Annotated in this window: 12 protein-coding genes; 7 read left to right on the top strand and 5 right to left on the bottom strand. The window is 44.5% G+C overall.

Features of this window, described 5'->3' with window-relative positions:
- Positions 1-23 precede the first annotated feature (23 nt).
- A complete protein-coding gene (mutS, locus tag QZ938_RS12290; RefSeq protein WP_293351674.1) occupies positions 24-2666 on the bottom strand; it encodes a DNA mismatch repair protein MutS in 2643 nt (880 codons plus the stop codon).
- 532 nt (positions 2667-3198) lie between these two features.
- Between mutS and QZ938_RS12285 the strand changes: the two genes are divergently transcribed.
- Both QZ938_RS12285 and QZ938_RS12280 read left to right on the top strand, forming a co-directional pair.
- A complete protein-coding gene (locus QZ938_RS12285) occupies positions 3199-3513 on the top strand; it encodes a hypothetical protein (protein WP_363318823.1) in 315 nt (104 codons plus the stop codon).
- A 27-nt stretch (positions 3514-3540) separates the two neighbouring features.
- Entirely contained in the window at positions 3541-3747 is a 207-nt protein-coding gene (locus QZ938_RS12280) for an acetyltransferase (RefSeq protein ID WP_293148762.1), read from the top strand.
- A gap of 313 nt (positions 3748-4060) precedes the next feature.
- Here QZ938_RS12280 and QZ938_RS12275 read toward each other — a convergent pair whose 3' ends face one another.
- Together QZ938_RS12275 and QZ938_RS12270 are read right to left on the bottom strand one after the other, a co-directional pair.
- A complete protein-coding gene (locus QZ938_RS12275) occupies positions 4061-5212 on the bottom strand; it encodes an AAA family ATPase (RefSeq protein ID WP_293351672.1) in 1152 nt (383 codons plus the stop codon).
- A gap of 162 nt (positions 5213-5374) precedes the next feature.
- Positions 5375-6193, bottom strand: a complete 819-nt coding sequence (locus QZ938_RS12270) for an RNA ligase family protein (RefSeq protein WP_293351670.1) — start codon at positions 6191-6193, stop codon at positions 5375-5377.
- Positions 6194-6432: 239 nt separating this feature from the next.
- Between QZ938_RS12270 and QZ938_RS12265 the strand changes: the two genes are divergently transcribed.
- Both QZ938_RS12265 and QZ938_RS12260 read left to right on the top strand, forming a co-directional pair.
- Positions 6433-7302, top strand: coding sequence for a prohibitin family protein (locus QZ938_RS12265; RefSeq protein WP_293148756.1), 870 nt, complete (start codon positions 6433-6435; stop codon positions 7300-7302).
- Positions 7303-7538: 236 nt separating this feature from the next.
- A complete protein-coding gene (locus tag QZ938_RS12260; protein WP_293148754.1) occupies positions 7539-7958 on the top strand; it encodes a peptidylprolyl isomerase in 420 nt (139 codons plus the stop codon).
- A gap of 84 nt (positions 7959-8042) precedes the next feature.
- On the opposite strand, the gene QZ938_RS12255 is transcribed toward QZ938_RS12260, so the two are convergent.
- Entirely contained in the window at positions 8043-9167 is a 1125-nt protein-coding gene (locus QZ938_RS12255) for a THUMP domain-containing protein (RefSeq protein WP_293351668.1), read from the bottom strand.
- Positions 9168-9815: 648 nt separating this feature from the next.
- Here QZ938_RS12255 and QZ938_RS12250 point away from each other — a divergent pair.
- From QZ938_RS12250 to QZ938_RS12240, 3 genes are all read left to right on the top strand, one after another.
- Positions 9816-9971 (top strand): hypothetical protein, encoded by a 156-nt coding sequence (locus tag QZ938_RS12250; protein WP_293351666.1) that lies wholly within the window; start codon positions 9816-9818, stop codon positions 9969-9971.
- Between the two features lie 159 nt (positions 9972-10130).
- Positions 10131-11279 (top strand): cupin domain-containing protein, encoded by a 1149-nt coding sequence (locus tag QZ938_RS12245; RefSeq protein ID WP_293351664.1) that lies wholly within the window; start codon positions 10131-10133, stop codon positions 11277-11279.
- Positions 11280-11352: 73 nt separating this feature from the next.
- Positions 11353-12414: a sucrase ferredoxin gene (locus QZ938_RS12240; protein WP_293351662.1), complete on the top strand. Its 1062-nt coding sequence runs from the start codon at positions 11353-11355 to the stop codon at positions 12412-12414.
- Positions 12415-12499: 85 nt separating this feature from the next.
- Here the strand turns inward: QZ938_RS12240 and QZ938_RS12235 are convergent, their stop codons facing one another.
- Positions 12500-12988: a GNAT family N-acetyltransferase gene (locus QZ938_RS12235; RefSeq protein ID WP_293351660.1), complete on the bottom strand. Its 489-nt coding sequence runs from the start codon at positions 12986-12988 to the stop codon at positions 12500-12502.
- Positions 12989-13236 lie beyond the last annotated feature (248 nt).

Raw genomic sequence — 13236 nt, 5'->3', positions numbered from 1 at the left:
TTGAACCTTTTTTCGTGAGAATTTTAATCGTCAAAGATATCTAATTCTTGTCCCTCAGACTCTTTTTTGCCATCTTTTTTAACACCCTTCCGCAGCCCGATCGCAATTTTGCTATGTTTCTCAATCTGCTTCATCACCTGTCTCGCCCTGTCAATCACCGACGGCGGTAAACCAGCCAACCTCCCTGCTTCAATTCCGTAGGACTTATCAGCACCGCCGGGGTGAACTTCGTGCAAAAAGACGATTTGATCCGGCAATTCCTTCACCGTCACCTGATAATTTGCCACATTATCCAAAATAGAAGCTAACTCATTTAACTCGTGATAGTGAGTCGCAAAAATCGTCCGCGCCCGAATCTCGCTGGCTAAATATTCTGCCACAGACCAAGCAATCGACAGTCCGTCAAATGTCGCCGTTCCCCTGCCGATTTCATCCAACAAAACCAATGATTTCGGCGTCGCGTGGTTGAGAATGTTTGCAGTTTCGTTCATTTCCACCATAAACGTAGACTGACCGGTTGCTAAATCGTCCACGGCGCCGACTCGGGTAAAAATACGATCGCAAATTCCCAAAGTCGCAGCCTTCGCCGGGACAAAACTGCCCATCTGCGCCATTAACTGGATCAAACCAACCTGGCGCAAATAACAACTTTTGCCGCTAGCATTCGGCCCAGTTAAAATAATTAAATCTGGGCGACTTAGCGCTGCTTCCCGACCCAAAAAAGCCGAATTCGGGACAAAAAATCCCGGCGGTAAAGACTTTTCCACCACCGGATGACAACCTTCAATAATTTTAATTTCCCGACTTTCTGTCATCATCGGGCGACAGTAATCTTGATAAACCGCTACTTCCGCCAAACCGCACAAAATATCCGCCGCCGCCACCGCGCGGGAAACGTTGCGAATAATTTCGGCGTGCTCTCCTACCTCCGATCGCAATTTCGCAAAAATATCGTATTCCAAGTGATTCAAATCTTCCCGCGCCGTCAGAATTCGCACTTCCCTTTCTTTTAATTCTTCTGTGCTGTAGCGTTCTTCATTGGTGAGAGTTTGCTTGCGGGTGTAGTCGTTCGGTACTTGGTCAACTTTCGATTTGGTAATGCTGATGTAATAGCCGAAAGCTTTATTGTAGCCGACTTTTAAATTAGAAATTCCGGTGCGTTGCCGTTCGTTAGCCTCTAAAGTGGCAATCCATTCTTGATCGGCTGATGCAGTGTGGCGCATTTGATCAAGCATGGAATTAATGCCCGATCGAATTAAACCTCCTTCTTTTAAATGAATCGGCGGTTCGTCAACTAAAGAAGCGTGAATTTGAGTTGCTAATTCTTCTAAAATGGGCGGGACATTTTGCAGCGCTTTTAAATAGGGCGAGATTCCTTCAGTTGCGATCGCAGCCAATTGGGGTAATTTTGACAGAGAATCGGCTAAAGCGACCAAATCTCGCGCGCTAGCGGTTCCAGAACCGGCGCGCCCTGTGAGTCTTTCGATGTCGTAAATTTGGCGCAGCAACTGCTGCAAATCTTGGCGCAGCGGATTATTTTCTACTAATTCTTGAATCGTATCGTGGCGGGCGCAAATACCTTTAATGCTGAGTAAAGGTTGCAGCAACCAGCGGCGCAAAGCGCGGCCTCCCATGGCGGTGCTGGTTTTGTCTATAGCCCACAGCAGCGAACCGTGAAACACGCCATCTCTGACTGTTTGAGTAATTTCGAGATTGCGGCGGGTTTGATAGTCTAGTGTCAGAAAATCGGTGAGAGTGTAAGTGTGCAATCTTTGTAAAGCAACTGCTTTTTCTTTTTGAGTTTCTTCGAGATATTGCAGCAAACCCCCGGCGGCGCGCACTGCGAGGGAAAGGTGCGCGCATCCCATCCCTTCGAGCGATCGCACTTTGAACTTTTGCAGGATTCGCTGTTTGGCTTCGGACAAAGTAAACGGGATTTGCGATCGCAAAGAATAGCAAAACGAATTCGGCAAACAATCGGGTAAATGCTCCGATTTCTCTCCCGGCCTCAACATCGTCACCAAATCCGGCGCATTAGTTAGCACCACATTAGTTGGAACCAGGACTTCCGAAGGCTGCAAACGGAGCAATTCTAAGGTTAATTGTTCTAAACTGTCGGCTTGAGTAGTGACGAATTCTCCCGTAGAAATATCAGTATAAGCCAATCCCCAATGTTCCCCAGCGATGACGACTGCTGCTAAAAAGTTATTTTGTCGGGGCTTGAGCATTCCGTCATCTGTCAAAGTTCCGGGAGTGAGAATGCGGGTGATTTCGCGCTTGACTTGGCGGCCTTCGCGGGCGGCGATCGAGGCATCTTCAACTTGGTCGCAAACTACTACAGCATAGCCTTTTTCTACTAACACAGAAGTGTAGCGATCGAGGGCGTGGTGCGGCACTCCTGTCATCGGCACTCGACCGATTTCTTTGCCGCTTTCTTTGCTAGTGCAAACAAGTTCTAATTCCCGCGAAATCGTCACGGCATCTTGAAAAAAACACTCAAAAAAATCTCCGACTCGAAACAATAAAAGTGCGTGGGGATACTGTTCTTTCACTTCCACATACCGCTGCATCATCGGCGTCAGCTTGGTGAATTCTAGTAGGCGGTGGTCGGCATTGCGGATATTTTCTTGATTGGGGTCTGTTGGGCTAGATGCAGTGTAAGGCATAAAAGGCGATCGATAAATTTTGATCTTTAACAACTTTAGCGCAAGCTCGGCTTTTAGTTATAGCTAATGATACAATTTTTGACGATTAATCCTCCTCAAGCAGGGTGCGCGATTCTCAAGATGCGATCGCAGTTATATGGTTCGTCGTGCCGTTCGTAGTGCGTCCTGGTGTCCGTTCTTATCCTGCGGACACCAGGACGCACTACAAACTGCTTTATAGCGGACACTCCCGGCGCACTACAAACTGGCGATCGCCAAAAACAACCTCAGCCATCTTTGTTAGCTGTTAAAACAATAATCCTAAATCTATTGCAATTTACGCTGGGATAAACTCTACCTTTTTTATAACTTAAAACAGCCGAAAGATAGATTTAAAAATTATACCTCGGATAGAGAACTGCCACATTTTATATCCTTAAAATTAAACAATACAGCCAATTGATTTAGCTGCGGAGTAAATTTAAGATTTAGCATCAAAAATCTGGGAGTTAACTAGAGGAGAACACAATACAGAATACCCGAACCCCTGCAAATGGCCACCGCCAAAGCCAAAACCATCAACTACGAAGCCTGTCGCAAAGGCGGCACAGTGTCAATTCCCGGCGTTTACGGCGGCTTTGTTGACAAAGTGCCCTTAGGTGCAGCGTTCAACAAAGGATTGACCATGAAAATGGGACAGACACACGTTCACCGCTATTTGCGCCCTTTGCTCGATCGCGTTCAAAAAGGCGAAATTGACCCAACCTTCGTGATTACCCACCGCATGAAATTGGATGAAGCGCCCGACACTTACGAGATTTTCAAACACAAAAAAGATAACTGCATCAAAGTTGTTCTCAAACCATAACTCACCATTACTTCACAAGGAGAAACTATGCTTTTACAAGAAAAAGAATCCGGCGACTTGATAGAAATCATCGATATCGAGACTTTAATCAGCCCTACCCAAAATCAAGTAGCGGGACGAATTCAAGCTGGTGAAGAAGAGCAAGATCCGGCACATTTTGAGAAGGATAAATTAGTTTTCCCCTCCGGCGAAGTTCTGCCGCGCTGCTGGACTGAGGAAAATTATAAAGCTTAAGGTTCGTAGTAGGGACTTCAGTCCTTGATTGACTCATTAAGTCCTGGATGGAACTGTCACCTTAATCAAGGTATGTAGTTGCGCTGTCTTCGCTCTTGATAATCTAAGGAAAGAGCGCTAAAGCGCAACAACGTACTAATCAAGGTATGTAGTTGCGCTGTCTTCGCTCTTGATAATCTAAGGAAAGAGCGCTAAAGCGCAACAACGTACCTATGTCAAATAAATCAAGGTATGTAGTTGCGCTTTAGCGTTCTTGATAATCTCCGGAAAGAGCGCTAAAGCGCAACAACGTACCTAAATATTCAAAAAATGCCTAGCCCGCAAATCGATCGACTTGATTCGCTTCAGTGACATCTGGGATATCCAGGCGATTGGCCAATCGTTGAATTACCGCTTCTGGGACTGCTGCTGCGCGCGATCGATTCCGCCGCAAAATTTCCTCCAAGGGAACTTCCAGGTAAACAATCCGAATTCTAGCTTGATAATCAGCAAAGAAATTAATTAATTGCTGGCGCATTTGTTTAGTCGTATTGGTGGCATTCCACACAAAAGAACATCCCGATTTCATGTATTCCCGCCCTCGCTGTTTAGCTTCGACGATGACATTTCCGGGAGTTTCATCGGGAGGAACGTTCATCTCTTTTCGCAGCGCGTCCAAGGAAATAACAGGCCAATTGGGTAGATTTTCTCTTATCCAATAATCCTTACCGCTTCCGGGCAATCCCGACATCAAAACGACTTCGCATCGAGTATCGTCAAATGCTTCATAATCGGGGTTTCCGTTGTCTTTGCGGAAGTAGATAAATCGGCTGTGGGCTGACGGGAATTGTCGCGGAGAATCCAAACAATTATTTTCTTGACAAAACTCCCGAAATAGTTGTATTTTATCCAGAATTTCTTGTCTGTCGCTACACTCGCGGCCGCGCACGTCTGCTGCTGCTAAAAGTGCGAGGAAATCGCAGCGGACAACTTGACTGGCCTTAATTACAGACTGCTGCGGGTTGGGTTTTTCCAGCAGCCAGATGGGTAAACTGCCGAATTGGACGATCGCGCAAACAGTCTCCCGAATGCTAAACTGCACCGGCGGGTCAAATTGAGCTAAAATTTGTCTGACCATCCTCGCACCTTGACGGGCGTGACCTTTCGAGCTAATTCTGCCATTTTCTTCTATCTTTGTAAAAGCAGGTTTTGCGACATCGTGCAGCAAAGCCGCCGCAAAAACCATTGAACGTTCTTGCACCGGAAGCTGCCGCCAATTCGGGGAAGATATTAAGGCTTCGCAGACCATTTTGGTGTGAATTAAGACATCACCTTCAGCGTGATAAATCGGATCTTGCTGGCATCCTTCTAAGTTTTGAATCCAATCAAAATGATTGTAAATGCTCTCCCAATCTAGGAACCAATCGGGCGGTTCTGGACAAAATGGAAAAGTCCAAGTTGCAGATTGTGATAATAAAGCAGTCATAGTTTCACCTATTTGTTAATATGTTAATTTCTGAGTCCGCGGAGGCGGACATTGTTTGTGTAGCAGCGGTTTCAACCGCCGACTCTCATCTGTAAATTTCTGAATTTCTTAGTCCGCGGAGGCGGACATTGTTTGTATAGCAGCGGTTTCAACCGCCGAGTCTTATCTAAAATTAAATAAATCAGCGCCGGGACGCAAAATATTCGGTACAATCGGGCGATTCAGCCAATGTCCCTCCGCATTTTTAATCGCAGTCAAAAAGCTAGCGCGCACGTACTTGTAACGCGCCTTGACAATTCCACCTGCTTCGACTTTAATATACAGACCCTCCATGCGATCGCTATTATCAGTCTCCTTCAAACACCGCTCTTCATCAAATCCCAATTCCCGAGACTGCAAGCGCAACCGATCCAAATGTCCGGGTTGAATAAAATTAGATTTATCCATCAACTGCATCATGTGCTTGGGCGATTTTACGACTCCCGAAAACAGAACAGGAACAGAGACTAACGGCACTCCGTTCAACAACTGGCGGCGGGCTTCTGTACTCAAAAACTGACTTGTTTGCAAGTCCAGCACGTCGTATTCCATAAAATAGTGCGGCAGAAAATCATAAAAAACAGTGTGTTTTGCATAAAGCCATTCGCCGTACAAAATATAACGATTTCCCAGCACTTCTCCCAGGACTCCGCTGAGACTGAAAGCCCACTGTTTGAACAAGTTAAAATGTTTTTCTCGCGGGCCGCCGGTGAGATAGTGGCCGCGACTTTGCAGCAGCATTTGCCCGTCTGGCGCGAAGCTGATGCCTGTATTGGCGCCGTCTACCTTTTCTTCGATAACTAAAGGGCGATCGGCAATAGCGCTAAACGGCACGCTGTTGAGGTCTTCATCACCCGGCTGGAAACGCGAACCTTCGATGTGATAAGTTCTAGGATATTTAACAATTTCGACCATCGCGCTGTTACCTTTTTTATCTATCATAACAATTGTATTTGAGTTGTTAATTGTATTTTTTTACGAACCGCGAAGACGCAAAGAGCGCGAAGTCAGATCGAAGAGAGGTTTGCGAATCATTTAGGAGTGCTATATAGCAGTCCTTGCAGAAGTCGTAAAGTTTTTTACCCCACCCCAGCCCTCCCCTTATAAAGGGGAGGGAGTAAGAAATTCACAAATGATTTAGGATTGCTATATAATAGATGTATCACAAAGGAGCGTATATTTTGAAAAGTCAAAGTTTCCAGAGCGTAACGTCAGCGATCGCTGGAATTCTATTAGTAGTCGCGCTACTCCTGGGCTTCAACTCTTTTGTTGTCATCAATCCAGGTGAAGCAGGGGTTGTTAGCATTTTAGGAAAAGCCACAGATGGAGCATTGTTAGAGGGATTTCACTTCAGACCCCCGCTGATATCCAAGGTTGATGTGTACGATGTCACAGTGCAAAAGTTTGAAGTTCCCGCCCAGAGTGCTACTAAAGACCTTCAGGATTTAAATGCTAGTTTTGCGATCAATTTTCGCCTCGATCCAGCAAAGGTAGTCGATGTCAGAAGGACTCAAGGAACCTTGGAGAATATAGTCTCTAAAATTATTGCTCCGCAGACGCAAGAAGCATTTAAAACAGCGGCTGCCCTGAGAACCGCCGAACAATCTATTACTCAAAGAAGCGAACTGAAACGAGACTTTGATACTGCACTGAAGGAGCGGCTATCAAAGTATGATGTAATTGTGCTGGACACGAGCGTTGTCAACATTCGATTTTCCACAGATTTTGCGAAAGCAGTTGAGGAAAAACAGGTAGCCGAACAGCGGGCGCAAAGGGCTGTTTATGTTGCTCAAGAAGCTGAACAACAAGCTCAAGCTGATATTAACCGCGCTCAAGGTAGGGCTGAAGCTCAACGGCTTTTGGCAGAAACTCTGAAGGCTCAAGGCGGCGATTTGGTGCTGCAAAAAGAGGCGATCGAAGCTTGGAGAAGCGGCGGCGCTCAGATGCCAAAGGTATTGGTTATGGGTAGCAATTCGAGTCGGGTTCCTTTCATTTTTAATATGAACGATATGCAGGAAGAACCCGATCGCCCAAAAGCGATCGACAATTAAAATAGCACTTACCCTCTGAACCCTTGTTTCTGGGAAAATCTTGGCTTTGCTAACCACAAATCTAGCCAGAAACCGGGTTTGCTCAGAAAGCCTGCCCAAGTCCTATGAGATTTGCCGGAGTATGCTACACTTCTGAAAGCCAAAATATAGCGACAGCTTAAAACCTTTCGCTATTAAACCAAAGTCCGCAATTAAGACGCAGACAGCACACTCATTTTCGGAAGCAAGGAGAAATTATGACCCGCGCTATTATGGAAACCGACAAAGGTACAATCAATTTAGAACTGTTCGATGCGGATGCGCCGAATACAGTGAAAAATTTTGTTGACTTGGCGGAAAAAGGTTTTTACGACGGACTATCGTTTCACCGAGTCATTCCTAACTTTATGATTCAAGGTGGCTGCCCCAAAGGCACTGGAACAGGCGGGCCCGGCTACAAAATCAAGTGTGAAATCAACTCGAACAAACATTTGGCAGGCACTTTATCGATGGCTCACGCAGGCCGCGATACTGGTGGAAGCCAATTCTTTATTTGCCATTCTCCCCAGTCTCATTTAGACGGAGTTCACACAACTTTTGGCAAAACTGAGGATATGTCTGTGGTGAATGCGATCCGCCAAGGCGACAAGATTATTTCGCTCAAAATCGAGCATTAATTTTCAGTAATTAGTGACGTTTGTAGTAAGGACTTTAGTCCTTATTGCAAACATAAATTACTCATAATTGTGTTTTACAACTCCTCAATACAGTTCATACTTGAGCAAAGTACAGGGAATCGAGCCATTAAAAACCGGAATTCGCTTCGATGTCCTGAGTCCTACCTGTTTACCCAACTCCTTATTTCCAGTCAAAATAAACGCGTTCCAACCTTTAAAACGCTGCTTGAAAATATCGCCCAACATCTTGTATAAATCTCCCAATTCGCTAGCATCTCCCAGGCGCTCTCCGTAGGGAGGATTGCAAATCAAAATGCCTCTATCTGTCGGTGCTTCCAACTCGGATAACTCGGTACGAGCAAACTTGATTTTACCTGAAATACCTGCTTGTTGGGCGTTGGTGCGAGCTCGATCTAACATATCAGAATCGCGATCGCACCCGGCGATGATTTCTTTAAGTTCCGGCAATTCGCTGTTTTCAGCTTCGGCCCACAATGTATCCCACAAAGGTTCGTCAAAATCCCGCCACGTCATAAATCCAAACTTTTCTCGAAACAATCCAGGTGCAATGTTCAAGGCCTTTAAAGTCGCTTCCAGGGGCAAAGTTCCGGAACCGCACATCGGGTCTAAAAATGGTAAATCTGCCGTCCATTCTGCCATCTCTAACAAAGCCGCAGCCAGGGTTTCTTTGAGCGGAGCCAGCCCCATTGCGGGGCGATATCCCCGCCTGTGCAAACTGCCGCCGGAACTGTCTAAGCTCAAGATAGCGCGGTCTCGATGGATGTGAAGGTTAATTAGTAAGTCGGGATTTTCGACATCAACATTGGAACGTTTGTTAAATTGCAGGCGCTGTTGGTCGGCGATCGCATTTTTGACCTGCAATGCTGTAAAGTGAGTGTGGTTCAACTTATCGTTGCCGCCGGTGCAGTTGACTGCTAAAGTATTGTCAGGATCTAAGTATTCGTCCCAAGGAATTTTCTGCACTTCGCGGTAGAGCTTATCTGAGTCGTAGCACTGGAATTCGGCTATGGGAACTAGCACTCGAAAAATTGTTCTCGACCACAGATTGACGCGGTACAATAAAGCGCGATCGCCCGCGAAGTAAACTCCTGTAAAATCAGGCTTGACATCTTGCGCCCCTAAACTTTCTAATTCTTGGGCGGCGATGGTTTCTAAACCGCGCGCAACTGTAGCAAAATATTGATTCATTGATAATTACGAAGGAAGTTCGGCAGCGAGCAATGTACGGGATGTAACGGATGTTAACGGATGTAACGGATGTTAACGGATGTTAACGGATGTAGGAGGGAAGAAATAGCTATAGCCTTTCTCAAAAAGATGAGGTATGACTGACAGCTTATTATCACCCTTAAGCTAAGAGGGCTCGCATCCCAACAACATACCTCATCTTTCTGATAACCGCTATAGGTGGTTGGGGATTGGGAATCGGTTTTTCTCGATCGCCCAAATTAGATAGTAACTCGTTTTAATCCTAAGTCTCACAAACAACACTCTACCTTAAGGTAGATGCCTCTGTTCAAAAACACTGATATTTTCACAACTAATTCTCAAGAGTAGATTGCCCGTTTAGCAGTATGTGCGTAAGGGCGATCGGGCTAGCCAGCGGTCGCTGAATGTCCAGAATCAATAGCTAGAGAGGATTTACGCTTAATTGTCAACTGGGTTAGCAAGGGATCGGAAGTGCGATCTCCGACTGCTTATTGAAAAGTATTACTAATTACTTGCATGATTTATTGACTTTGTGCTAGGCTTCTACTCGAAGCTGAAAATGCAAGCCCTAACGTCAAAGTCTGGGAATATTTCAGCGAAATGGGTTTCATATAACAATCGGAGGCCATGATGTCAAAGGTAATCAACGGATCTGCTCTCAAATTGTCCCGTGCTAGCAAAATCCAAGTAGAAGTCAAGGAAATTGCCCAGCACGCCACAGCTAAAAATATCTCTTCTGCGCTTAATGTTGATGCCGATGGCAGCGATGTTACCAACGAGTAATAGCAGGTTTTTCGGTTAGACTTCGCATCCCCAAGCAACAAGTAGTAGATTTTACTGTTGTCTGTCGGGAAATGTGGACTAATTGAGGGCAAGCATAAAGCATTGTCCTCAATTATTCAATTGTTCAAAATTTATTGAGAAGTTTTATCAATAGAATTTATGCGATCGATCGCGAATCTACTCAAACCATACAATCTCGAAGATTTTCTAAATAACAACTGGACAAACAAAGCAGTTGTCATTTCCAGCGAAGGGAAAAAAGACTTTGCACATTTATTTTCCTGGGAAAAACTCAACTACCTGCTCAACTTTCACGAATTAAAATATCCCGACATTCGCTTAGCAGTAGCAGGAAAAGTTCTCGACGCCAGCGAAAACGTCAATCTCATAAAACTGTGCCAATCGGGAGCAACTTTAATCGTCAATCAAGTTCACAAACTCATCCCAGAAATAGCTGAATTTGCGGCAGAAATAAAAGCAGATTTAGGTTATCCAAACCAAGTAAATGCCTATTGTTCTTGGCCAGAAAAACAGGGGTTTTCTTCGCACTACGACACCCACGAAGTTTTTATCTTGCAAACAGACGGGATTAAGCAGTGGTATGTATTTGCCGACACAATTAAATACCCGCTGATCGACCAAAAATCCTCGGCATTTTCGCCACCAGAAACTCCACCATATTTAACCTGCACTTTGCACCCCGGAGATGTCCTTTACATACCGCGCGGACATTGGCATTATGCAGTTGCTTCAGATGAACCGTCGCTGCATTTAACATTAGGAATTCACGGCAAAACCGGAATTGACGTTTTAGAATGGTTGGTGGGCGAATTGCGACAACAAGAAGAGTGGCGTCAAAGTTTACCGCCGCGAATAAAATCCGATTCCATTGATGTAAGTGTAAATAATTTAATTGCTGAATTGCAGCGCTACGCAAACAGTAAAAAGCTTGGAGAAGAGTACAGCAGCTACCTTGACAGTTTAGTAAAACCAGTGGCGAAATACTCTCTCCCTTATCAAGCAGGGTTCAACATTTTTCCCTACGGGATTCAAACTAAGTTTAGGATTCCCAAGTTTCTGCGGGTGAGAATTCGCGAATTACCTGATGGGTGTGGATACAAAGTTGTTGTTGGAGGTAAAGAAGTATCTCTGAAAGGAGTAACGGAGAAATTTATGGACAATCTATTCAGTACAGAATTTTTTACAGGAGAAGATGTGATGGATTGGTTGCCAGATTATGATTGGGAAATTGATGTAGTGCCACTTTTGTCTAAGTTGGTAGTTGACGGAATTATTTTTGTTGGCTAAAACTAGAGAAGGGTACTAGGTGTAATTAATGGGTTGTTTAAAAAGTAATTTATGACACATAACGAGGTAGAAAATGCCGGAGACTTTTTTTTGCGCCGATGCTTCTAAATGCGTTGAAGAGGATATTATTGGGAGTGGTACTAATTACCAAACCTATATATTGATTGAATGCTGTTTGCCTTGGGAATCAGAAGCTTTTGATTCCAAACAAGTGCCCCAGAATCTCAGGGATTTGGTGGAGGAAGTAGAGCATTCTCAGCAAAAAATTAGATTTTTGTTGATAAATAGCGACCAAACTAAATGTGCTGATAAGCGCAAAGTCTTGATTTATGACAACAAAAGTCAAGGACTTTTTGATGGTTACGAAAAGCAGGAATTTAGCGCGAGTAATATTGAGCAAGTAGCGGGAATTGTCAAAAGCTATTTAGCTGGAGAAGTGCCGGATTGCGAAGTTGAGAATAACCCAAGTAGAGATATTTTGGTTTGTACTCACGGGAGTCATGATAGATGTTGCGCGAGATATGGAAATCCTTTTTATGCCCAAGCAACAACTTTGGTTTCGGAGTTAGGATTAAGTGATATTCGTGTTTGGAAATCTAGTCATTTTGGCGGACATCGGATGGCACCGACTGCGATCGATTTGCGTGATGGCAGATATTATGGAAATCTCGATCGCATTTCATTTCAGTCAATCTTAACACGGACTGGCGATATTGAATGTTTGAATCAGGTTTATCGGGGTTGGGGGATTTTGCCGAACCAAATTCAGGTTTTGGAACGAGAATTCATCATCCGCTACGGGTGGGATTGGTTCAACTACAAAGTCTCAGGCTGTATCGTAGAGAAAAATCCTGAAAATGATGATTTTGTTGCTGAATTAACTTTTGAAACAGTTGATGGTACTTATGTCTATCGGGCTGAGTTGGTTAAAGATGAAGCTAAAACAGTCAGGTTGAAAGGTTCCTGTGGCGCTAAAAAAGAATCAGAGTTTGTCAAATATTTGGTAAAGTATTCTTACTTTTACTCGAAGAAAGAGGAGTCAAGGTTTGTGATTTATCCTTTTCGAGATTTTCGTAGAGATAAGACGGCGGTTGAAACCGCGCCTACACAAACGATGTCCGCCTCCGCGGACTAAGAGAGACGGCGGTTGAAACCGCGCCTACACAAACGATGTCCGCCTCCGCGGACTAAAGAAAATAACGTAATATCAACCGTTGTGTTCAACCCGCGGAGGCGGGTTTTGTCTGTATAGACGCGGTTTCAACCGCCGTCTTCAACTCCATGAATATGTGCGGGATTCCCAGGTATTCAAAGGGATTGTCTTTTTCTACAAATCCGAGGTTTTTGTAAAATTTAACGGCGTTAATGCGAGACATCAATCTGAGTGTTGTAAAATTATTTTCCTTAGCTTGCGCGATTAGTTTTTCCATCAGTTTAGTGCCGATTCCCTGGTTTTGAAATTCAGGAAGTACAGCAATATAAGAGATGCTTCCCAATTCTGGGGATAATTCTCGGAGTCTGCCCGAGCCGATAATTGTGCGATCGCCCGTTGCTGCTATAATATGACAAGCACCGTTCTCATGACTGTCCCTTTCGCTGCCTCTTTCCATGCCCAGGGGCGATCGCAAAACCAACCACCGCTGGTAAAACATATCCTCTAATTCTTGTGCGTTTTTAACTAGACGTATATCTATATCTATATTTGACATTTTTTTAGATAGATTACTGTAGGTTCGTAGTGAGGACTTTAGTCCTTCTTATGGAAAGAACTAAACTCCTCACGACAAATATTCGTTAGGTTCGTAGTGAGGACTTTAGTCCTTCTTATTATCGCTCTTTCATCACTTTAGCCATAGTATAATATTCCTGAAGCCGTCAAATAGTTAAAATGTATGGTAGTACCCCGCGAACCAGTCCCTACAGTCAGTTTTGTAGACGAATACTGTCAAGCCTATCA

Source organism: Microcoleus sp. CAWBG27, assembly GCF_020883145.1.
GTDB lineage: Bacteria > Cyanobacteriota > Cyanobacteriia > Cyanobacteriales > Microcoleaceae > Microcoleus.
Note: the sequence above shows the minus strand (reverse complement) of the source record. Positions and strands in the feature narration are given on the sequence as shown.